The organism is Rhodoferax sp., assembly GCF_028715765.1.
Classification (GTDB): Bacteria; Pseudomonadota; Gammaproteobacteria; order Burkholderiales; family Burkholderiaceae_C; genus Rhodoferax.
Genome location: NZ_JAQURE010000053.1, coordinates 1 through 20,268, shown reverse-complemented (window position 1 = coordinate 20,268; position 20,268 = coordinate 1). Strand labels below are relative to the sequence as shown.

Sequence of the window (20,268 nt, the reverse complement as noted above, 5' to 3'; positions counted from 1 at the left end):
CATGCCGTGCTGCGCCGGCGTCCACCACCGGAGGCACCTGGCGCCCCATCGGCCGAGCTGGAAGTGGTCAGCTTCGGCCCCTTCAGTTTTGACATGGGAGCCCGCACCTTGAGCAAAGACGGCCAAGAGCTGCCCCTGACCACCGGTGAATTTGCCATGCTCAAAGCGCTGGTGCGGCACGCACGCCAACCCTTGTCGCGTGAAAAGCTGGCGCAGCTGGCGCGCGGGCGCGACTTTGAGCCGTTTGACCGCAGTCTGGATGTGTAGGTCTCACGCCTGCGCAAGCTGATTGAAGACGATGCCACCGCACCGCGCTACATCCAAACGGTGTGGGGCGTAGGCTACGTGTTTGTCCCCGATGGCAACGCTTGAGTCGCCCTTCAAACCGTACCCGCCAGAGGATGAATCCACCCGCAAGCATCGCAGTGGCTTGAGCCTTTTCTGGCGTACGTTTGTGCTGCTGTCGTTGCTGCTACTGGGCAGTGTGCTGGCCTGGACGCAGACCTTGCGGGAGCTAGAAGCCGAGCCACGCGCCATTCAAACGGCGCGCCAAATTGCCTCGTTGGTCAACTTGAGCCGTGCCGCGGTGATGCACACCGATGCCATCACCCGCGTGTCACTGTTCAAAACCATGCGCGACCAAGAGCATGTGGTGATCTTGCCGCGCGAGCCCAAAGACGTGGCCATCGACCTGGAGAACAGTGAACTCAACCACTACATCGTCAATGAGTTGACGGCGCGGCTGGGCACCGACACACGGGTGGCAGGCAGTGTGAATGGCAAAGCCGGCTTGTGGATTGGTTTTACCATCGACAAAGACCATTTCTGGCTGCAAACCAGCCTGGACCGGTTTGAGCCCCCAGTTGGCAAAACCTGGCTGATCTGGCTGACCACTGCGGCGCTGTTGTCGCTGGCTGGTGCGGCCTGGATTGCCCGGCTGATCAACCGGCCGCTGAAAGACTTGTCGTTTGCGGCCAGCCGGGTGCGCGAGGGCGACTTTGAGGCCAGTGAACTGGATGAATCGGTCACCACCAACGAAATTCGTGCCGTCAACGTGGGCTTTAACCGCATGACGCAAAAACTGGCGCTCATTGAGCAAGAGCGTGCTGTGATGCTGGCTGGCATTTCACACGACCTGCGCACCCCGCTGGCACGGCTGCGGCTTGAGGCCGAAATGAGCGTGGCCGACCCGCAAGCCCGGGAGTACATGGCCAATGACATTGCCCAGTTGGACGCCATCATCAACAAGTTTCTGGATTACGCCCGCCCGGGGCACACCGAGCTGGTACCGGTGTCGCTCAACGAAGCGGTCGAGGCCTGCTTGCAAAGCCTGAACAAGCACCCCGACCTGGTGTTCAAAGTGGCGCTGGAAGCCGGCTTGAGCGTGCTGGCCGATGAGGTGGAGCTCAAACGCGTGGTGACCAATCTGCTGGAAAACGCTGCACGCTACGGCAAATCCACCGATACCGGCGTGGCCGTGGTGGAAGTTTCAGCCCGAAGCCAGGGCAAACAGGTGCTGCTGCGCGTGCGCGACCACGGCCAGGGTGTCGCGCCAGACCAGCTCAAGCAACTCACCACGCCGTTTTTTCGTGGCGAAGCGGCACGCACCTCGGCCAACGGCACCGGTCTGGGCTTGGCTATTGTGGACAAAACCGTGGCGCGCATGGGCGGCAGCTTGAATTTAAGCAACGCCAGCAGTGGCGGGCTGTGCATCAACATTCAGCTGCAGCGGGCTTAGCACGACTGGCCAGGATGTGTTTGTCGTTTGACTACCAACGATCACACAGCGTAGGAAAAATTCAGGTTCGACAAAGCAAGTAAATATCTCAAAATGAGATAAAATCCATTCATGCACATCATCTCACACGCCAAAGTGCTGCAAGCGCAGGTTCAATATCCATCATGCTGGGTGGCGTTGGACAACTGGTATCGGCTGACGAAACGGGTTCGGTGGCAAAATTTTTCGCAAGTCAAGGCATGCTTTCCTGCGGTTGACAAGGTCGGCGACAAGTTTGTGTTTGACATTGGTGGCAACAAGCTGCGGCTTATCGCTGCCATTCACTTCAACACGGGTAGGCTGTTTGTGCGCGCCATACTGACGCACAACGAATATGACAAAGGGGACTGGAAATGAACGCACAAGTGGGGGTCGCGTTAGCGCATTGGGGGTACATAGCGCCCATGCTTTCGCCAATTTCAAGTGAGGCTCAATATGCGCAAGCGGTTGAATCGCTTGATTCGGTGCTTGATGCTGGAGGCGCTGACGAATCCAATCCGCTGGCCGGGCTGGCCGATTTGATCGGCGAGCGCATCAGTGCATGGGAGCGTCTGCACCACCCCATGCCCCAGGCCATGCCCGCCAATGAGGCTCTTGCGTTTTTGATGGATCAGCACGGTCTGCGCCAGAGCGATTTGCCTGAAGTAGGCACGCAGGGTGTGGTGTCTGAGTTGCTGACCGGAAAACGCAACATTAACCTGCGTCAGGCGCGGCTGCTGGCAGCGCGTTTTGGTGTGGGTGTTGAGGTGTTTGTGTAGACGAAAAAACTGCACCCGAAGGCGCGGTTGGATGGGATGTTTCAGCTTGCTGCGCTGGTACTTGTGCTGCGCTTAAAGTTGTCATCGTTCTTGCTGAATGCCAAGGCATCGTCCAGCAAGCCGGTCAGCCGCAGCAAGTGTTCTGGCCGATCCAGCATGATCGTGTCTCCTGCACCAATTTCTAATTTTGAGCGCTTGATCTCGATGCGGTGCGCGTCGGTCAGCGGCATGCAAAAGGCGACGGAGGGTCGCTTTTTGTCACCCCAGTAGCGCAACATCCAGCGGTTATTTTTGCCTTGGTAGAGCACGGTAAAGTAACTCTCAGTATCTTTGCCGTGTAAATCTTCGTCCGGCAGCAACTCCTGGCAAATCTCAAGCACCCGGCGCTCGTTGGCTGTGGTGATAATTTTTGCGTTGGTAGGATCAATGGTGGGAGCCGAGGGGTCGATCAATGCAACTGACGCGATTTGAGGCATCTCCTCCGGTATCGGTGTGGACAGCGAACTGGTCACCATGTCGCTGATGGCCTTGGCCAGCGCCTGTTTCATGATGGGCTGCACGCCTTCAATAAACTTGGCGGTGAAGGTGCGCTGAATATTGGCGCGACCTGCCATGTATTTCACAAAATCGGCATCACATTCTCGCAAAACAGTCGTAATGGCTGCCTTGAAGGCCGTGAGATAGATGTTTTCTTCGGCCAGTGCGCGCAATGCCTCAGGCTGGAATTTGTCATGATGAAATTGGGCCAGTTGGTGAGAAGCATCCTGGGGCGATCCATCAAACGTGATCGTCAAAAACGGCTCACCGTCCATGATGTTTTTGTTCACCAAGTCGGTGAAGAAGCGCCACTCGCGCCCGTTGGTGATGGCACCCACGGCCACCTCCGGGGTGGCGTTGTAGTAGCGTGACAGCTGAGGGCAGTGGTTGTTCAGGTTGGCAGCATAGCCCTTGGCCTCAATAAACATGACTGGTACGTTGTTGCAAAACAGCGCGTAGTCCACCCGCTCACCTACTTTGACCCCTGGAAAGTCCGACGCATACTCGGCTTTGACCTTTGTGGGGTCGAATGGGCTAAAGCCCAAAATCTCCAGCAGAGGCAGTATCAGCGCCTGCTTGGTAGTCTCTTCTGTAGTGCAATGCTCGCCCACTTTCTTGACGTGATCAATGTGCTTGGCGACTTTGGCGATGAACTCGTTCATGTTTCCTCCTTGTGAAAATTACCATCTTCCCTATATGGGTTGACTACCATTCATTATGAGTGTGTTCAACCGTCGGCTGAATTGCGAGGTGGGCTGGAGTGTTACTTCTGTTGCCCTGTTGCCACCATGTGCAATGTCTCTCAATTCGGCGATCTGGGTGCTCTGCACTTAACGTTTGGTGATTTGGCCACCAGGTACCCAAATCACCTCGGCCGGTGGTTGTTGAAGTTTTTCGGTGGGGCTTTGCCCGTGGCGCGTGGTGGCAGTCCGGTGTGCTGGGTCAGCAGCTGGCCGGGTTTGGGGCTGTTACCCAAGCGCATGGGCTTCAAAGGGGTGGCATCGGAGACGGTAGAGTTTTTACGCCGGGCGCTGCTGTAGCTGCCGTCGGTCATGGGTTGAAAGGTCGGGATCAGGTGGTGTTTGCCGTTGCCGATCAAGTCCGCGCGACCCATGGTTTTGAGTGCTTCGCGCAGCAGCGGCCAGTTGTTGGGGTCGTGGTAGCGCAAAAATGCTTTGTGCAGACGGCGGCGCTTTTCGCCCCGCACCACATCCACTTTTTCTGCCCGGTCATCGCGGTGAATGCCTTTGAGTGGGTTCAGGTCGGTGTGGTACATGGCCGTGGCGGTGGCCATGGGACTGGGGTAGAAAGTTTGCACCTGGTCGGCTCTGAAGCCGTTTTTCTTCAGCCAAATGGCCAGGTTCATCATGTCTTCGTCACTGGTGCCGGGGTGGGCTGCGATGAAATACGGAATCAAAAATTGCTTTTTGCCCGACTCCAGGTTGAACTTGTCAAACAAGGTTTTGAACTTGTCATAGGTGCCCATGCCGGGCTTCATCATTTTGGAGAGCGGGCCCTGCTCGGTGTGCTCTGGCGCAATTTTGAGGTAGCCGCCCACATGGTGCTGCACCAATTCTTTGACGTACTCAGGGCTTTGCACCGCCAGGTCGTAGCGCACGCCTGAGCCGATCAAGATTTTTTTGATGCCCTTCAAGGCGCGGCCACGTTGGTAAATCTGGATCAGCGGGTCGTGGTTGGTCCCCAGGTTTTGGCAAATGCCGGGGTAGACGCAGCTGGGTTTGCGGCAGGCGGCTTCAATCTCGGGGCTTTTGCAGCCCAGGCGGTACATGTTGGCGGTGGGGCCGCCCAAATCAGAGATGGTGCCGGTGAAGCCTTTGACCTTGTCACGCACATCTTCAATTTCTTTGAGGATCGACGTTTCCGAGCGGCTCTGGATGATGCGTCCTTCGTGCTCGGTGATGGAGCAAAAAGTGCAGCCGCCAAAGCAGCCGCGCATGATGTTGATGCTGAAGCGAATCATCTCCCAAGCCGGGATTTTGGTGGCGTGGTCGTGGCTGCCGTGCTCGTCGGCGTAACTGGGGTGCGGAGCGCGGGCATAAGGCAGGTCAAACACCAAGTCCATCTCTGGCGTGGTCAATGGAATGGGGGGTGGGTTCAGCCACACGTCGCGGGCGGTAGCCCCCGCGCCATGCGCCTGCACCAAGGCTCTGGCGTTGCCGGGGTTGGTTTCCAGGTGCAGCACGCGGTTGGCATGGGCATACAGCACAGGGTCACTCTTGACCTGCTCGTAGCTGGGCAGGCGAATCACGGTGCGCTCACGTGGCGGCATCACCTGCTTGCCCACACGCGTCGGCAGCGCCGGATTGTGCATGAAGGTGATCGGCTGGCTGGTTGGGAGCTTTGTAATATTTAAGCCTTTTTGACCTGTAGCGCTTATGTCTATTGCGCTAGTAGCTATTGTTTTTGTATCAATTGAGGCAACTTCATTTTCGGCATTTGCTTTGGCGCAGGTGCTGCCCTGCTCGGCGGCTTGCTCGCTGGTGGTTTGGTAGGGGTTGAGGTGGGGCTCCACCACGCCTGGCACATCCACATCGGTGGAATCGATTTCAAACCAGCCCAGCCGGGTGGCGTCGTCAGAGCGGCGCACAAAAGCGGTGCCGCGCACGTCTGTGATCTGCTCAATGGGTTCACGGCGGCTTAAGCGGTGCGCAATCTCAACAATCGCGCGCTCGGCGTTGCCGTACAGCAGCAGGTCACATTTGGCATCTACCACGATGCTGCGGCGGACTTTGTCGCTCCAATAATCATAGTGGGCAATGCGCCGCAGGCTGCCTTCAATGCCGCCCAGCACAATCGGCACGCCGTTGAAGGCTTCGCGGCAGCGCTGGCTGTAGACAATGGCGGCGCGGTCGGGGCGCTTGCCACCCACATCACCCGGGGTGTAGGCGTCATCGGTGCGGATTTTGCGGTCGGCCGTGTAACGGTTGATCATGCTGTCCATGTTGCCCGCGGTCACGCCCCAAAACAGGTTGGGTTTGCCCAAGGCTTTGAAGGCTTCAGCGCTTTGCCAGTCGGGCTGGGCAATGATGCCAACGCGAAAACCCTGGGCTTCGAGCATGCGGCCGATCACCGCCATGCCAAAGCTGGGGTGGTCTACATACGCGTCGCCGGTGACGATGATGATGTCGCAACTGTCCCAACCCAGTTGCGTCATTTCGTCACGGCTCATCGGTAAAAACGGCGCAATGCCAAAGCGCGCAGCCCAAAATTTTCGGTAGCTGCTCAGGGGTTTGGCGTGGCGCGGGAAAAAAGAGACGTCAACAGGGGCGTTCATGGGGACTCAGACGGTGAAAAAGTGCGCCAAGTGTACGTTTGCAGCCGATTTCACGTAGGTAAAGTGGTTACTGTGGGATGCATTTCAAAGGGAAGTGGGCTTATTCCCTCTCCCCTTGGGAGAGGGTTAGGGTGAGGGCGGATGTCCGTGTCACTTTGCCTGGCACTGCTGTTTTGCGTCTCTGGCGCAATGCTGCATTGGTGACTCTGGCACGGCGCGGCGGCTGGGTCAGGTGCGTGCGGTTTTGTGGGCAAAACACGCGCGGGGCTGAGGCCTGAGTACGCCCAGCCCCTTTTTCGCGCGCATTTGCCCCCAAAGCCCGGTCACCTGACCCAACCACCACGCCTTATCTGTGTGGAGGTTGTGCTGGCAGAGATAACAAAAATCAATAGCTACTCACGCTTATTCAGCAAGCGCTACAGGCTGTTTTCTTATAAATTGTTGAGTCCAAGCACCGTGAGGCAGGGTGATTGGGTCAGGTGACCGGGCTACTGCGTGAAATGCGCGCGAAATTGGTGCCGGTGTACTGATCCGCTAGCCCCGCGCGTGCTTTCACCCCAAAACCGCACGCGCCTGACCCAGTCGCCCTGCCGGGTAAAACCCTCAACGCTTCGAATCACAACTGTTAAACCCTGCTCAACAGTTGTAACCAGCGTGTTGCATGCGTCACAGTGCGTAAAACAGCGTGACTCAGAGGGTCTTAACTCCGAAGATACAGTCCATCGCAACACTGAATCAGGACACCTCATCATGAACACAGACCTCAAAGAATTTGTCGGCCGTTACCTTGCCATTGTTTCTGGCACCTTCATGTCAGTCAGCACTGTGGCGTTTGTCTGCGTGCCCTACATCTTGTCCAGCAGCGGGGTTTAAGCCCGTTGCTCCGCCGGTTGGGGCAAGCTGCACGACTCGGTCAAGCTCACCCAGCGTCCCTGCTGGGCGCTTTGCTCGCCAAAGGTAAGTAACTTCATCACCGTGTGAATCTGGTGCGTTGTGACACATGGCTGTGGTGCAAGCCCTTGCAAGTGGTCACACAACTGGTTGTAGTAAGCCAAATAGTTCCCCGCACAGCCCGCCACCTGCTGGCGCACCACCACGGGTTCAGACACCCCGGGCAGTTGCTGCACACTGAGCAACTGCCCAGGATTTTTGTTTTCTGCCCAGTCGCCCAAGGCTTGCCAGTGCGGACGGGCACCTTGCTTCAAAGCCTCTTCTTGGCCATCAAGCCCGTAGCTGGTGAAACTGCCGCGCTCGCCATGCACCGCCCAACGCGGCCCGCCGTCGGCCACCAAAGTGCTGGCGTGCAGCACCACCCGCAAACCGCCATGTGAACGGGTGTAGCGCAACACCGCGTGAAACCAGTCGTTCACCACCGCGCCGGTGCGCAGGTTGGCGCAGTCCAGCAGGATGGCGTCAGGCGCACCAAACAGCACCACCGCTTGATCAAGCAAGTGTGGCCCCAGGTCAAACCACAGCCCGGCGCCTGGCAAGGCTTGCTCGCGCCAGCGCACGGGCACCTGGGGGCGGTAGCGGTCAAAGTGCGAATTCACCTCCACCACCCGACCCAAAGCGCCGCCCTTCAACACCTGCTGCAAAGTCAAAAAATCACTGTCAAAACGCCGGTTTTGAAACACCGTGAACAGCTTGCCCTGGGTTTGCGCCAGCGCCAGCAAGCATTGCGTCTCGGCCAGCGTCACGGTGCAGGGTTTGTCCACCACCACATGCTTGCCCGCTTTCAGTGCCGCTTGCGCCAACTCAAAATGGCTGGCGTTGGGGGTAGCGATCACCACCAGGTCAATGCTGGGGTCTTGGTACACGGCATCCACATCGGGCACACAGCGCACCTGCGGCCAATCTTGGGCCACCGCGGCGTGTTGACGGCTGACGATGCTGTGCAAATGCAAACCGGGCACGCCAGAGATCAGCGGCGCATGGAACACCCGCGCAGCACCGCCATAGCCGATCAACGCCACAGCCAGGGGCAAGGGTTGGGGTAAGTCAGAGGTCTTCATGCGCCTATCATCCATCAAAATACATGGGTTCAACACGGTACACATCCCGCCGTGCCCCACTGACATTAACGGAGCCTTTTCATGACCATCCTCGTTCGCCTGATTTACGCCAGCAAAGTTTCCCCCCAGTTTGGGCCCATGGACATGCGGGACATTTTGGGCAAATCGCGCCACAACAATACGCAAGCTGGCATCACCGGCTTGCTGGTCATGGCCGATGGCTATTTTTTCCAGGCGCTTGAAGGCGACCGCAGTGCGGTGCACCAGGTTTACGCCAAAATTTTGCGCGACTCGCGCCACAACAGCTCTGTGGTCTTGAGTTCGGCGGAAATTGAAAAGCGCTTGTTCACCGACTGGACCATGGGCTATGTGCTGCGCACTGAAAAAAACCGTCCATTGTTTCTGTCGTATTCGGCAGACAAATACTTCGACCCCATGTCCATGCGCGCCCAGGCGGCTGAAATGCTGCTGGCAGACATTGGCGAACATGCCCGCCAAATCGGTGGCACTGAGTCGGCGGTTTAAGCGCCTCCACCCTGTGTTGGCTGTGCGCGTGACATGCTGAGTTTCTTACCTGCGCCGCTGCGGGGTCTGCTGGCGGGGGTGTTGATGCTGCTCAACATCTTTGTTTGGGTGCCTGTTTTGTTGCTGGTGGCCTTGGTCAAGCTGGTGCTGCCGTTTCAAGCGGTGCGCCTGCGGCTTGACCCGCTGCTGCTGAAGATTGCCGAGGCCTGGATTGATGGCAACAGCGGCTGGATGCGGCTCACGCAAAAGCTCGACTGGCAAGTCAGCGGCCTGGACGCTCTGAGCCCGCGCCAGTGGTACCTGGTGGTGTGCAACCACCAAAGCTGGGTGGACATTTTGGTGCTGCAGCATGTGCTGAACCGGCGCATTCCGCTGCTGAAATTTTTCCTGAAAAAAGAGTTGATTTGGGTGCCCATCATGGGGTTGGCCTGGTGGGCGCTAGAGTTTCCGTTCATGCGCCGGCGCAGCGAGGCCTATTTGCAAAAACACCCGCAAGAGCGCGGCAAAGACGCCGCCGCCACTCGCGCCGCCTGTGAGAAATATGCCTTGGTGCCCACCAGTGTGATGAATTTTTTGGAGGGCACCCGCATGACCCCGGCCAAGCAGCGCCAGCAGTCGTCGCCCTATCGGCATTTGCTCAAGCCCAAGGCCGGTGGCATCACTTTGGCGCTGCAAGCCATGGGCGAGAAATTTGGTGCGGTGCTTGACATCACCATCGTCTACCCGCGGGGGCAACCGACCTTTGTGCAGTTTTTAACGGGCCAGGTGTCGCAAGTGGTGGTGCAGGTGCAAACCCTGCCGGTGCCAGCGCGGCACAACGCACCCGAGCCGCAGAGCGAAGCCGCACTGCGCAGCCACATGCAGCAGTGGGTGAACCAGCTGTGGGCTGACAAAGATGCGCGCATTGAACACACGTTGGGTGCAAAAGCCCACACTTGAGAACCGCCGCAAGTGGGGCGGCGCACTTGGCAGAAAAACATTTCCCCAACTTTTCACTCCAACAAAGTCCCTCATGAACCACCCCAGCCAGTCTGCCTTGGGCAAAACCAGCGCTTACCCCGACCATTACGATGCGACGCTGCTGTTTCCCATCCCACGGGCACCCAACCGCACGGCGTTGGGGCTGGGGCGCCCGCTGCCCTTCATGGGGGCAGATTTGTGGACGGCGTATGAGCTGAGTTGGCTCAATGCCCGTGGCAAGCCGCAGGTGGCGCTGGCACATTTCACGGTGCCGTGCGAGTCCAGCCACCTGATTGAAAGCAAGTCGCTCAAGCTGTACCTCAACAGTTTCAACAACACCCGTTTTGACGATGCGGCACAGGTGCAGGCCGCCTTGCGCGCTGATTTGTCTGCTGCGGCCTGGCACGGTGGCGTGGTGCAAAGCAGCGTGGGTGTGCGGCTGGTGGCGTCTGAGTGGTTTGACCGCGAACCTATCTATGAGTTTGACGGCTTGAGCCTGGACCGCCTCGACCTGGACTGCGACCGTTTCACCCCGGCGCCCGAGCTGCTGGGCAGCGCCACCGATGAAGCGCCGGTGTCTGAGGTGCTGACCAGCAACCTGCTGCGCAGCAACTGCCCGGTGACCGGCCAGCCCGACTGGGGCAGTGTGCAAATCAGCTACTTTGGTCCGCAAATCGAGCAGGCTGGGCTGCTGCGCTACATCGTGAGTTTTCGCAACCACGCCGGGTTTCATGAAGACTGTGTGGAACGCATGTTCACCGACATTCAGGCGCGTTGCCAGCCGCACAAGCTCAGCGTGTACGCCCGCTACACCCGCCGGGGTGGGCTCGACATCAACCCGTTTCGCAGCAGCTACCCGCAAGCCTTGCCCGCCAACACGCGCCACGCGCGGCAGTAACGCAGTAGACCGACTGGTGCAACCGCTGCTGTCTGTGCAGCGGCTGCACCAGTCGGTCTGCATTTAATCAAAAATAATAGCTGCTTGCGCTTGATATACCTGTGCTAGAGGTCTATTTTCTATATTTTTTTGAGCCTCGGCTGCAGGCATCAATGAACCCACCCGCACCCCCAGCAGGCGCAGTTTTTGGGTCAGGGGCACGCGTTTGAGGCACTGCCCCGCCACCCGGCGCAAGGTGGCCGCGTCGCCCACGGGCAGCGCCAACGTGTGGTCGCGGGTGACCACCTTGAAGTCATCAAAGCGCAGTTTCACGCCAATGGTTTTGCCCACATAGCCTTGGCGCGCCAGGTCTGCCGCGACTTGCTCGCAGAGCTGGGTGAAGACGACACCGAGCTCGGCCTTGTCACGCACCGGATGCAGGTCGCGCTCAAAGGTGGTTTCCCGGCTGATGGACACTGGCGCGCTGGCCAGTGCCACCGGGCTGAGGTCAATGCCATGCGCTGCGTCATGCAACCAGACACCGGTTTTTTGGCCAAAGTGGTCGATCAGCCACTGAACGTCTTTTTGCGCCAGTTGGCCAATGGTGGCAATGCCTAGCCCCTGTAGCTTTTCATCAGCTTTGGGGCCAATGCCATTGATCTTGCGGCAGGCCAGTGGCCAGATCAGCGGCTCCAGGTCGGCCTCATGCACCACCGCGATGCCATTCGGTTTGTTGAACTCGCTGGCCATTTTGGCCAACAGTTTGTTGGGTGCCACGCCCACCGAGCAGGTCAGGCCGGTGTGTTGAAAAATGGTTTTCTGAATCAGCCGCGCCAGCACCCGGCCGCCCTCGCGCTGGCCACCAGGTACGTGGGTGAAGTCAATGTAGACCTCATCGACGCCACGGTCTTCCATCAGCGGAGCAATGTCCAAAATGATGCGCTTGAAGGCTTGCGAGTAACGCTTGATTTCGGCAAAGTCCACCGGCAGCAAAATCGCCTGAGGGCACAATTTGGCGGCTTTCATCAAACCCATGGCAGAACCCACACCAAACTGGCGCGCGGCATAGGTGGCGGTGGTGATGACGCCGCGGCCGGTGTAGTGCGCCAGACGCGGGAACGCAGCCAGGGGAATTTTGGCCAACGGCTGGTCGCCATGGGCTTGCAGCATGGCATCGTCAGCACTGCGTCGCCCGCCGCCAATCACCACCGGCAAGCCCTTGAGCTGGGGATAGCGCAACAGCTCAACCGACGCGTAAAACGCGTCCATGTCCAAATGGGCAATGCGCCGGGACAGGGGCTGGGTGGCAGGTTTTGCAGTGGCTGGCAGATGTGGCATACAGTGGCAAGTGGCGGCTTGGGGGTGGGCAAGGTGTCAAATAATTCAGTAGATGTTCCAATTAACATTCACAATACACACACTTAGTCAATAGGTAATTACATGGATAAGCATTTTTTAAGCGCATTGTTTTCACCCGCCTCTATTGTGGTGTTTGCTGGTGCCCAAGACGCACCTGAATCGCACACGCCGCAGGCCAAGGCCTTGCACCAAGCCCTCACCGCGCAGCGTTTTACCGGCAAACTGGTATTTTTAGACATCCATGCCAGCGGTACCTTGGCGGATTTGGCCTCGGTGCATGCGGATTTGGCCATCATTGCGCTGGCAGTCAATGAGGTGGCGGCGGCGCTGGAGATTGCCGGGCGCATCAAGTGTCAGGCGGCGGTGGTGATCTCCAGCGGCATTGATGCCAACCTGGCAGCAGATTTGCACAAAATGGCCACGCGCGATGGCATTTACCTGCTCGGCCCCAACAGTTTGGGTTTCCAGCGCCCCAGTTTGCAGCTCAATGCCAGCGTGGCGGGCGAATTGGCCACTGGCGGACCACTGGCGCTGGTGTCGCAGTCTGGCGCGTTGACTTCTTCCATTCTGGACTGGGCCAAAAAGAACGCAGTGGGTTTTTCAACCGTGGTGTCGCTCGGGCCCAATACCGCCGTCGATTTGGCGCAAGTGTTGGACTTTTTGGCCTCAGATGCCAAAACCCACAGCATTGTGATTTACATGGAAGGCATCACCAACGCCCGCCGCTTCATGAGCGCACTGCGTGCCGCGGCCAATGCCAAACCGGTGGTGGTGCTCAAAGCCGGGCGCAAACCCCCAGGCAACCGGGCGGCGCTCACCCACTCAGGCACCATTGTCGGCAGCGACGATGTGTTTGATGCCGCCCTGCGCCGCGCCGGTGCGGTGCGGGTGCGCTCGTTTGTGGCGCTGTTCTCTGCTGCCAAATGTCTGGCTTCCAGGTACAAACCGGTGGGCAAACGCTTGGCCATCATCACCAATGGCGGCGGCCCCGGCGTGCTGGCTGCCGACTGGGTGAGTGAAATCAACCTGGTGCTGGGGCGCTTGACCCCAGAGCAGGTGCAAGCCCTCAAACCCGTGATGCCGCCACTGGCCACCTTGACCGACCTGGTGGATGTGTCTGAAGAAGCTGGCCCAGAGCAGTACCGTGCGGCCATTGAAGCGGTCAGCAAAGCGCCGCAGATTGACGGCATTTTGGTCATTTACTCGCCCAAAATGGGTGCCGATGGCGATGCGGTGGCCAAAGCCATTGCCGATTTCAACCGCCATGTGAGCAAGCCCTTGCTGACCTGCTGGATGGGCGACGCCACCGTGGGGGACGCCCGCAAAATCTTGAACGATGCTGCCATTCCCAGCTTTCGCACGCCTGAGGCGGCGGTGGGTGCGTTTGGCAACATTGCGTCTTTCTACCAAAACCAGCAACTGCTGCAGCAAACCCCACCGCCCTTGTCAGACCTGGCCAAACCCGACGTGGAAGGTGCCCGGTTGCTGATCGAGAGCGTGCTGGCCGAGCGGCGCAAAGTGTTGACTGAAATGGAGTCGAAAGCGCTGCTGGCGGCTTTTCACATTCCCGTGACCAAAACCATTTTGGCGCGCAGTGCCAACGAGGCCATCATGATTGCCACGCAGCTGGGCTTTCCGGTGGCGCTCAAAATTGACTCGCCCGACATCAGCCACAAGTCTGACGTGCAGGGCGTGGCGTTGAACATCTTGAATGCCACCAGCGTACGCGACACCTACCTGGACATGATTGCCGCGGTGACCAAGCTGCAGCCCAATGCCCGCATCAATGGCGTGACGATTCAAAACATGTCGAACCAAAAGCGTGGCCGCGAGGTGTGTGTGGGTCTGGTGACCGATGAGCCGTTTGGCCCGGTCATTGCCTTTGGCGCGGGTGGCACCATGATCGAGCTGATTGCCGACCGCACCATGGAGCTGCCGCCGCTCAACCAGTTTTTGGCACGCCGCCTGATCGAGCGCTCACGCGTGGCTGAAACCCTGGGGGTGTGGCGCGGCGCACCTGGCGTCAACCTGGAGGCACTGGAGCAGATTTTGTTGCGCGTCTCAGAGATGGTGTGTGAACTGCCGCAACTGCGCGAGATGGATATCAACCCCATCATCGTGGACGAGTCGGGCGCCTTGGCCGTGGATGCGCGCATTGTGGTGGACAACGCCGCGCCGTCGGTGCGCCACTACAACCACCTGGCCATCTTGCCTTACCCATCGCAACACGAGCAACTGTGCCCATTGGCCGGCGGTGGTGAATATGTGGTGCGCCCAGTGCACCCTGACGATGCCCACATGCTGCAAGCTTTTGTGCGCGGCCTCTCGCCCGAGAGCCGTTACTTCCGCTTTGTCTCTAGCATGCAAGAGCTGCCCGCCACCATGTTGTCGCGTTTCACCTTGATTGACTACGACCGTGAAATGGCACTGGTGGCACTGGTTACCGAAGAAACCAAAGACGCGCAGGGTAACGCAGTGGAGAGCACACGCATTGTGGGCGTGTCGCGCTACATCACCAACCCAGACCGCGCCAGTTGCGAGTTTTCTTTGGTGGTGGCTGACGAGTTCAAAGGCAAAGGCCTGGGCTCACGGCTGATGCTGTCCATCATGGACTTTGCGCGTGAAAAAGGCCTGACCGAAATCGAAGGTCTGGTGCTGGCCAACAATCCCAACATGCTCAAACTCATGAAAGGGCTCGGTTTTGCCGTCAAGTCATTCCCCGAAGACCCCGACTTCAAGCTGGTCACGCACCATTTGCAGGTGGTTTGACGCTTGGTCAGGTTTTGGGCGCTGTCCCAAAACCTTTGCCAGCATCAATCAGTGCGCTCAAATTTTGAACAGTCGCTTCATCAACAGCGTCGGGAAATCCTGCCGCTGGCCAGCGACCAGATACACGTAAGTCTCGTGACCTGCTTTTCGATAGACCAGCTTGTGGTGTGAGGTGTAGACGTTCAGATAGTCCAAAATACCAACCGATGCCAGTTCTTGGACCGGCGAGCCATTGAAAAGACCGGCGTCAACTTTTGCAAGCTTGTCGAAAATTTCGTCCTCAGCTTTCAGCCAAGACGCTTCGCCCCACTTATCCAGCATGTAGTCTTGCAGCCCAAGCAAGTCAGCTTGTGCGTCCGGAAGAATGACAACGGCCATTATTTGCGGCTTTGACGAGCCGCCAGCAGCTGCGCCCGAGAATCAGCAGCCGAGATGCCCCGTCCTTGCAGCCGGTCTTTTTCTCCCAAAGCAATGATTTTCAGCGCCGCGATAAGCGCCTGCTTGTCTTGGTACTGTTTGACGCTTTCAATCACCATGCTGGCTTGACCGTTTTGGGTGATGATGAATGGGTTGCCGTTCAACGCCAGGTCTTCTGAAATCTGGGCAGCGTGGCTCTTTAGGTAGGAAATGGACTGGATGTTGGCAATAGACTGCATGTTGGTCTTTATGTAAAAGCTGGTCTGAATTTAATACCAAATTTAGTTTTAGTCAATAAAGTTCGTCGGGTTCAAAGCCCAGTCAATGACCAGGAAGTCTTTTACTAGCAGGCTAATTTACTATTATATTTGTAGCTGTTAGTGCTTATTTCATAATGGTTAAAGCCTGATTCTTCATGCATATTCAGGTCGGGTAAGTCCCTGGCAGCAAAATCCCCTTGTCCACGCTGTCAATCTGCGTGCGCCCGCAAAACGCCATGGTCAGGTCAAGCTCTTTGTGGATGATCTCCAGCGCTTTGGTCACACCGGCTTCGCCCATGGCGCCCAGGCCGTACAAAAACGCGCGGCCAATGTAGGTGCCGCGGGCGCCCAGGGCGCGGGCTTTGAGCACGTCTTGACCACTGCGAATGCCGCCATCCATGTGCACCTCAATCTGGCTGCCCACCGCGTCCACAATGGCTGGCAGGGCGGTGATCGAGCTGGGGGCGCCGTCTAACTGGCGCCCGCCGTGGTTGCTGACAATCAGCGCATCAGCGCCTGAGTTCACCGCCAGGTGCGCGTCTTCCACGTCTTGAATGCCTTTCAAAATCAGCTTGCCACCCCAGCGTTTTTTGATCCACTCCACGTCGCCCCAGTTCAGCGCCGGGTCAAACTGCTTGGCAGTCCACTCACTGAGCGTGCCCATGCTCTCAATGCCTTTGACGTGGCCAATGATGTTGCCAAAGCCGCGCCGCTGCGTGCTCAGCATGCCCAAGGCCCAGCGTGGTTTGGTCATGATGTTGAGCAGGTTGGCCAGCGTCAGCTTGGGTGGGGCAGACAGGCCGTTGCGAATGTCGTTGTGGCGCTGCCCAATGATCTGCAGGTCCAGCGTCAGCACCAGTGCCGAGCAGTGAGCCGCTTTGGCGCGGTCGATCAGGCGCTCAATGTAGTCACGGTCTTTCATCACATACAACTGAAACCAAAACGGGTGGTTGCCGGTCTCGGCCGCCACGTCTTCAATCGAGCAAATGCTCATGGTGGAGAGCGTGAACGGTATGCCAAATTTTTTGGCGGCACGGGCGGCCTTGATCTCGCCGTCGGCACACTGCATGCCGGTCAGCCCGGTCGGTGCAATAGCCACCGGCATGGCCACCGCCTGGCCCACCATGGTGCTGGCAGTGCTGCGGTTTTCCATGTTCACAGCCACCCGCTGGCGCAGTTTGATGCGTTGAAAATCTTCGCTGTTGGCGCGGTAGGTGGACTCGGTCCAACTGCCGGAGTCGGCGTATTGGTAAAACATGCGTGGCACGCGTTTTTGTGCCAGCACGCGCAGGTCTTCAATGTGGGTGATGATGGGCATGGCAGGGTTCCTGGTGTTTCGCCAATGTTAGAGCCCCCGCTTTGCAATGGCGCGAATGCCGCATGAAAAAAATGATTACTCACCGCCCACAGCGCTTCAGGGGCGTTTGGCAGCGATGGGCACGTGAATAATGCCAGCCATGTCGAATGCAACTATTTCATGAAAGGTTGAGCCATGCAAACCACCGATGTGTTGATTTTGGGCGCCGGTATGGCGGGTGCCAGTGCCGCTTATTTTTTGGCACCGCACGCCAAAGTGGTGCTGCTGGAGCGCGAGTCGCAACCCGGCTACCACGCCACCGGCCGCTCTGCGGCGCTGTATTCAGAAACCTATGGCAACGCGGTGGTGCGCGCCATCACCACCGCTTCCAAGCCGTTTTACTTCAACCCACCCGAAGGGTTTTCACCTTACCCGTTGGTCACGCCACGCGGCTCATTGAGTGTGGGCGGGGCGGCTGATGAGGCCGCCCTGGCGCAAGCGTTGCAAGACAAGCGTGCCTTGATTCCCAACATCGAATGGTGGACGCAAGCCCAGATTTTGGCGAGGGTGCCCGTGCTCAAGCCCGAAGCTGCGGTGTTTGGGGTGTACGAGCCCGATGCCATGGACATGGATGTGCACGGCATTCATCAGGGATTTTTGCGCGGTGCCAAACAGGCTGGCGCGCAGCTGGTGTGTGATGCCGAGGTGCAGCGCCTGACCCGGCAAGCGCAAGGCTGGCGCGTGGAAACCACGGCAGGCGTCTTTTTGGCCACCACGGTGATTAACGCCGCAGGCGCCTGGTGTGACGAGCTGGCGCAACTCGCCGGGGTGGCACCGCTGGGGCTGGTGCCAATGCGCCGCACCGCCTTCACCTGCGAGGTGCCGCAAGGCTGTACGCTGACCGATTGGCCCATGGTGATTGATGCCTTAGAGACCTTTTACATGAAGCCTGATGCCGGTTTGCTGCTGGTGTCTCCCGCCAACGAAGACCCCATGAGCCCGCAAGATGTGCAGCCCGAAGAGCTGGATGTGGCCATTGCCGTAGACCGCATGGAAACTGCCACCACGTTGCAGATTCGCCAGGTCAAGCGCAAATGGGCTGGGCTGCGCTCGTTTGTGGCTGACCGCACACCCGTGGTGGGGTTTGCGCCTGACGCGCCGGGGTTTTTCTGGCTGGCTGGCCAAGGCGGCTATGGCATTCAAACCGCCCCGGCCATGGGCGAGCTAGCCGCCGCCTTGGTGCGCGGCTTGCCGGTACCTGCGCACATCGCGGCGTTGTGTGTGCGGGCGCAAGACGTGTCGCCTGCCCGCTTGTCTGCGGCAAGCTGACGCACCCACTGCGCTCCCCAAACTTGCCGATGGGGCACTGGGCTTAACCCCCCTCCTTCGACAAGTTCAGCTCGCCCAAACCTTAAGCGCTCAAGCCGGCCGGCTGTAGGCTTGGATGAAGCCGCGGTCAATGCGGTTTTTGAGCCACCAGACCCAGCGCCCCTGAGCCGACCAGTTGCCCCAGCTGGCAATGGCGGTGCGGTCACCACAAGACAACAAATTGAGGGTTTTGCGCTGCGGTGGGTAGGGGCTGGGCGCCACACCAGCCAGCACCGCGCGCAGGTTTTTCGTCAAGGGCGGACCGGCGCGCACGGCGTAAACCCCGCTTCGGGGGAGTTGCACATCTTGGCGCGTGGCCACATCGCCAGCGGCAAACACCTCGGCGTGGCTGGTGCTGCGCTGAAACGCATCGACCGCCACAAAGCCTTGCTTGTCCAGCGCCAAGCCACTGTTGCCCAGCCAGGCTGGGGCGTGCGCCCCAATGGCCATCACCGGCACATCACAGGCCAGCCGCGCGCCACTGGCCAGGGTGATCTCACCCGCTGCCACCGCCACGGCGCGCTCTTGCAGCACGGTGATGTGGCGCTTTTTCAGCACCCGCAGCATTTTGGTTTGCACTGCCAGCGGGTAATTGGCACCCACCGTGGCCTCGCCACTGACCAGGGTGATCGATGCGTTGGCCAGCCGATGCGAGATGGCGCAGGCCAGCTCAAACCCGGCCGCGCCACCGCCCAGCACGGCAAAGCGCAGCGGCTTGTGTTGCCCCATGGCCAGCACCTGCGGCCACAGCGCGGCAAACCCTTCAATCGGGCGCACAAACAGCGCATGCTCTCGCGCACCGGGCATCAGCTGCTCTATTTTTTGACGGTCTTGCACGGGCCCGCTGTTGATCGACAGCACGTCATAAGGCACGCTGCTGCCGTCGTCCAGGGTGACTGCGCGGGCTTGGGCATCAAGCGCGGTGGCGCTGCGTGGCAGCCAGGTGACCGAGGTGTTTTTTAAAAAAGGTGCCAGCGCAATCACGCAGTCTTCCACCGCATAGTGGCCAGCTACAAAGCCCGGCATCATGCCCGAGTAAAGCTGGCGCGGGTAAGGCGCGATCAGCGTGACCTGCACCCCTGCCAGTGCCTGGCTGGCCAGGGTAGAGAGCATGTGCACATGGGCGTGACCTGCGCCCAGCATCACCAGGTGTTTCATAGAGCTGTCCATTTATATATGAAAAAACAGGCTGAAGCGCTTATAAATAAAGTGCAAGCAGCTATCAATATGATAATCATCAGTGAAAGGCCTGCCAGCCCCAGTGAATGCGGATGACGGTGGTGATGCCGCACAAAACGGCAAAACCATAGGCCAATTCAATGAAGGCGTCAGGCCACAAGCACATGGCCAAAAAGCAGACCAGTGTTTCCCCCGCCTCAGTCAGCCCGCCTAAAAAATAAAACGATTTGTTGGGGGTGTTCAAGTTGTTCAAGCCGCGTTTGGCCGCCAGCACGGCAAAGGCCAAAAAACTGGCGCTGGTGCCCATGAAGGCGGCCAGTAGCACCGCAGCGGGCAGCGCATTGCGCGCGGGGTCGCTGAATGCAAAGGCCAGCGGCACGCTGGCATAAAACACAAAATCCAGCGTGATGTCCAAAAAACCACCGGCATCCGTGGCTTGCGTCAAGCGTGCCACCGCGCCATCGAGCGCATCTAGAAGTCTTGAGGTTAATATGGCTGTAGCACCCGTTAAATAAGCGCCAGTAGCTATTGAATACGAAGCAAACATGCCAATGCAAAAGGCGGTCATGGTGAGCTGGTTAGCGCTCAGCCCCAGGCGTGCGGCGGTTTTGGCCAAACCGGTCACCAGGGGTTGAATCAAAAGGCTGGCTTGGCGGTCAAACATAGGTGGCTGGGCAGGTGCATGGCGTGTGTAGGGGGGTGAGTTTGAACTGTCTGGCTTGAGGCTGTATTGAGCCCACACATAGGTCGTTTCAACCCAGATAGTCCATTAGGATTTTCAAAAGAAAAGTGGTGCAAACCTCCCAGTGCAGATTTCTAATGGATACCATTAGAAATTCCGTTTGAAATCATACGGTTATCCAACAGTCTGGAGGTGA

At 58.6% G+C, this 20,268-nt stretch carries 18 protein-coding genes and 1 pseudogene; 10 read left to right on the top strand and 9 right to left on the bottom strand.

Translation table 11 applies throughout. From position 1 onward, the window contains the following. Positions 1 to 93: 93 nt before the first annotated feature. The 4 genes and pseudogenes from PHT20_RS14420 (at position 94) to PHT20_RS14405 (ending at position 2,535) form a co-directional block, all read left to right on the top strand. Positions 94 to 372: pseudogene (locus PHT20_RS14420) on the top strand (winged helix-turn-helix domain-containing protein). Further along, positions 359 to 1,738 carry an ATP-binding protein gene (locus PHT20_RS14415; RefSeq protein ID WP_301021065.1) on the top strand — a complete coding sequence of 460 codons (1,380 nt, stop codon included), beginning with the start codon at positions 359 to 361 and terminating at the stop codon, positions 1,736 to 1,738. Before PHT20_RS14420 ends, PHT20_RS14415 begins: the two are co-directional and overlap by 14 nt. Positions 1,739 to 1,849: 111 nt before the next feature. Continuing rightward, positions 1,850 to 2,134 carry a type II toxin-antitoxin system HigB family toxin gene (locus tag PHT20_RS14410; protein ID WP_301021064.1) on the top strand — a complete coding sequence of 95 codons (285 nt, stop codon included), beginning with the start codon at positions 1,850 to 1,852 and terminating at the stop codon, positions 2,132 to 2,134. Positions 2,135 to 2,181: 47 nt separating this feature from the next. Further along, positions 2,182 to 2,535 (top strand): transcriptional regulator, encoded by a 354-nt coding sequence (locus PHT20_RS14405; protein WP_301021063.1) that lies wholly within the window; start codon positions 2,182 to 2,184, stop codon positions 2,533 to 2,535. A 41-nt stretch (positions 2,536 to 2,576) separates the two neighbouring features. Here the strand turns inward: PHT20_RS14405 and PHT20_RS14400 are convergent, their stop codons facing one another. Together PHT20_RS14400 and PHT20_RS14395 are read right to left on the bottom strand one after the other, a co-directional pair. Continuing rightward, the gene (locus PHT20_RS14400) at positions 2,577 to 3,734 is read right to left on the bottom strand and encodes a type I restriction endonuclease (protein WP_301021062.1); all 1,158 of its coding nucleotides are present in this window, start codon (positions 3,732 to 3,734) and stop codon (positions 2,577 to 2,579) included. 203 nt (positions 3,735 to 3,937) lie between these two features. After that, positions 3,938 to 6,367: a YgiQ family radical SAM protein gene (locus tag PHT20_RS14395; RefSeq protein ID WP_301021061.1), complete on the bottom strand. Its 2,430-nt coding sequence runs from the start codon at positions 6,365 to 6,367 to the stop codon at positions 3,938 to 3,940. Positions 6,368 to 7,117: 750 nt separating this feature from the next. On the opposite strand from PHT20_RS14395, the gene PHT20_RS14390 reads away from it, so the two are divergent. Next, positions 7,118 to 7,240, top strand: coding sequence for a hypothetical protein (locus PHT20_RS14390; RefSeq protein ID WP_300081917.1), 123 nt, complete (start codon positions 7,118 to 7,120; stop codon positions 7,238 to 7,240). Here the strand turns inward: PHT20_RS14390 and PHT20_RS14385 are convergent. Then, entirely contained in the window at positions 7,237 to 8,379 is a 1,143-nt protein-coding gene (locus PHT20_RS14385) for an oxidoreductase (RefSeq protein WP_301021060.1), read from the bottom strand. The two genes, PHT20_RS14390 and PHT20_RS14385, sit on opposite strands and share 4 nt — an antisense overlap. An 81-nt stretch (positions 8,380 to 8,460) precedes the next feature. On the opposite strand from PHT20_RS14385, the gene PHT20_RS14380 reads away from it, so the two are divergent. The 3 genes from PHT20_RS14380 to queF all read left to right on the top strand — a co-directional run bounded on the left by PHT20_RS14380 (position 8,461) and on the right by queF (position 10,762). Continuing rightward, on the top strand, positions 8,461 to 8,904 hold the full coding sequence (locus PHT20_RS14380; RefSeq protein WP_301021059.1) for a BLUF domain-containing protein: 444 nt from the start codon (positions 8,461 to 8,463) through the stop codon (positions 8,902 to 8,904). A gap of 33 nt (positions 8,905 to 8,937) precedes the next feature. Beyond that, positions 8,938 to 9,843 (top strand): acyltransferase, encoded by a 906-nt coding sequence (locus PHT20_RS14375; protein ID WP_301021058.1) that lies wholly within the window; start codon positions 8,938 to 8,940, stop codon positions 9,841 to 9,843. Between the two features lie 73 nt (positions 9,844 to 9,916). After that, positions 9,917 to 10,762, top strand: coding sequence for an NADPH-dependent 7-cyano-7-deazaguanine reductase QueF (queF, locus tag PHT20_RS14370; protein WP_301021057.1), 846 nt, complete (start codon positions 9,917 to 9,919; stop codon positions 10,760 to 10,762). 63 nt (positions 10,763 to 10,825) lie between these two features. Here the strand turns inward: queF and PHT20_RS14365 are convergent, their stop codons facing one another. Then, positions 10,826 to 12,079: a DNA polymerase IV gene (locus PHT20_RS14365; protein ID WP_301021056.1), complete on the bottom strand. Its 1,254-nt coding sequence runs from the start codon at positions 12,077 to 12,079 to the stop codon at positions 10,826 to 10,828. A 102-nt stretch (positions 12,080 to 12,181) separates the two neighbouring features. Between PHT20_RS14365 and PHT20_RS14360 the strand changes: the two genes are divergently transcribed. After that, positions 12,182 to 14,869, top strand: coding sequence for a bifunctional acetate--CoA ligase family protein/GNAT family N-acetyltransferase (locus PHT20_RS14360; protein ID WP_301021055.1), 2,688 nt, complete (start codon positions 12,182 to 12,184; stop codon positions 14,867 to 14,869). 57 nt (positions 14,870 to 14,926) lie between these two features. Here PHT20_RS14360 and PHT20_RS14355 read toward each other — a convergent pair whose 3' ends face one another. From PHT20_RS14355 to PHT20_RS14345, 3 genes are all read right to left on the bottom strand, one after another. Next, a complete protein-coding gene (locus PHT20_RS14355; RefSeq protein WP_301021054.1) occupies positions 14,927 to 15,247 on the bottom strand; it encodes a type II toxin-antitoxin system RelE/ParE family toxin in 321 nt (106 codons plus the stop codon). Next, a complete protein-coding gene (locus tag PHT20_RS14350) occupies positions 15,247 to 15,525 on the bottom strand; it encodes a type II toxin-antitoxin system Phd/YefM family antitoxin (RefSeq protein ID WP_301021053.1) in 279 nt (92 codons plus the stop codon). The genes PHT20_RS14355 and PHT20_RS14350 overlap by 1 nt, the downstream gene beginning before the upstream one ends. Positions 15,526 to 15,709: 184 nt before the next feature. Next, positions 15,710 to 16,864, bottom strand: a complete 1,155-nt coding sequence (locus PHT20_RS14345; RefSeq protein ID WP_301021052.1) for an alpha-hydroxy acid oxidase — start codon at positions 16,862 to 16,864, stop codon at positions 15,710 to 15,712. A gap of 174 nt (positions 16,865 to 17,038) precedes the next feature. Between PHT20_RS14345 and PHT20_RS14340 the strand changes: the two genes are divergently transcribed. After that, positions 17,039 to 18,172, top strand: a complete 1,134-nt coding sequence (locus PHT20_RS14340) for an FAD-binding oxidoreductase (RefSeq protein WP_301021051.1) — start codon at positions 17,039 to 17,041, stop codon at positions 18,170 to 18,172. 90 nt (positions 18,173 to 18,262) lie between these two features. On the opposite strand, the gene PHT20_RS14335 is transcribed toward PHT20_RS14340, so the two are convergent. Next, complete coding sequence (locus PHT20_RS14335) at positions 18,263 to 19,369, bottom strand: FAD-dependent oxidoreductase (protein WP_301021050.1); 1,107 nt, start codon at positions 19,367 to 19,369, stop codon at positions 18,263 to 18,265. Positions 19,370 to 19,448: 79 nt separating this feature from the next. Further along, the gene (locus PHT20_RS14330) at positions 19,449 to 20,054 is read right to left on the bottom strand and encodes a CDP-alcohol phosphatidyltransferase family protein (RefSeq protein ID WP_301021049.1); all 606 of its coding nucleotides are present in this window, start codon (positions 20,052 to 20,054) and stop codon (positions 19,449 to 19,451) included. Positions 20,055 to 20,268: the final 214 nt, after the last annotated feature.

Bases quoted from the DNA above. Each gene is read 5' to 3' on its own strand.
- PHT20_RS14405 (WP_301021063.1), top strand. From the start codon at position 2,182: ATGCTTTCGCCAATTTCAAGTGAGGCTCAATATGCGCAAGCGGTTGAA.
- PHT20_RS14340 (WP_301021051.1), top strand. From the start codon at position 17,039: ATGCAAACCACCGATGTGTTGATTTTGGGCGCCGGTATGGCGGGTGCC.
- PHT20_RS14400 (WP_301021062.1), bottom strand. From the start codon at position 3,734: ATGAACGAGTTCATCGCCAAAGTCGCCAAGCACATTGATCACGTCAAG.
- PHT20_RS14395 (WP_301021061.1), bottom strand. From the start codon at position 6,367: ATGAACGCCCCTGTTGACGTCTCTTTTTTCCCGCGCCACGCCAAACCC.
- PHT20_RS14330 (WP_301021049.1), bottom strand. From the start codon at position 20,054: ATGTTTGACCGCCAAGCCAGCCTTTTGATTCAACCCCTGGTGACCGGT.
- PHT20_RS14355 (WP_301021054.1), bottom strand. From the start codon at position 15,247: ATGGCCGTTGTCATTCTTCCGGACGCACAAGCTGACTTGCTTGGGCTG.
- PHT20_RS14345 (WP_301021052.1), bottom strand. From the start codon at position 16,864: ATGCCCATCATCACCCACATTGAAGACCTGCGCGTGCTGGCACAAAAA.
- PHT20_RS14380 (WP_301021059.1), top strand. From the start codon at position 8,461: ATGACCATCCTCGTTCGCCTGATTTACGCCAGCAAAGTTTCCCCCCAG.
- PHT20_RS14360 (WP_301021055.1), top strand. From the start codon at position 12,182: ATGGATAAGCATTTTTTAAGCGCATTGTTTTCACCCGCCTCTATTGTG.
- PHT20_RS14385 (WP_301021060.1), bottom strand. From the start codon at position 8,379: ATGAAGACCTCTGACTTACCCCAACCCTTGCCCCTGGCTGTGGCGTTG.
- PHT20_RS14335 (WP_301021050.1), bottom strand. From the start codon at position 19,369: ATGAAACACCTGGTGATGCTGGGCGCAGGTCACGCCCATGTGCACATG.
- queF (WP_301021057.1), top strand. From the start codon at position 9,917: ATGAACCACCCCAGCCAGTCTGCCTTGGGCAAAACCAGCGCTTACCCC.
- PHT20_RS14390 (WP_300081917.1), top strand. From the start codon at position 7,118: ATGAACACAGACCTCAAAGAATTTGTCGGCCGTTACCTTGCCATTGTT.
- PHT20_RS14375 (WP_301021058.1), top strand. From the start codon at position 8,938: ATGCTGAGTTTCTTACCTGCGCCGCTGCGGGGTCTGCTGGCGGGGGTG.
- PHT20_RS14365 (WP_301021056.1), bottom strand. From the start codon at position 12,079: ATGCCACATCTGCCAGCCACTGCAAAACCTGCCACCCAGCCCCTGTCC.
- PHT20_RS14415 (WP_301021065.1), top strand. From the start codon at position 359: ATGGCAACGCTTGAGTCGCCCTTCAAACCGTACCCGCCAGAGGATGAA.
- PHT20_RS14350 (WP_301021053.1), bottom strand. From the start codon at position 15,525: ATGCAGTCTATTGCCAACATCCAGTCCATTTCCTACCTAAAGAGCCAC.
- PHT20_RS14410 (WP_301021064.1), top strand. From the start codon at position 1,850: ATGCACATCATCTCACACGCCAAAGTGCTGCAAGCGCAGGTTCAATAT.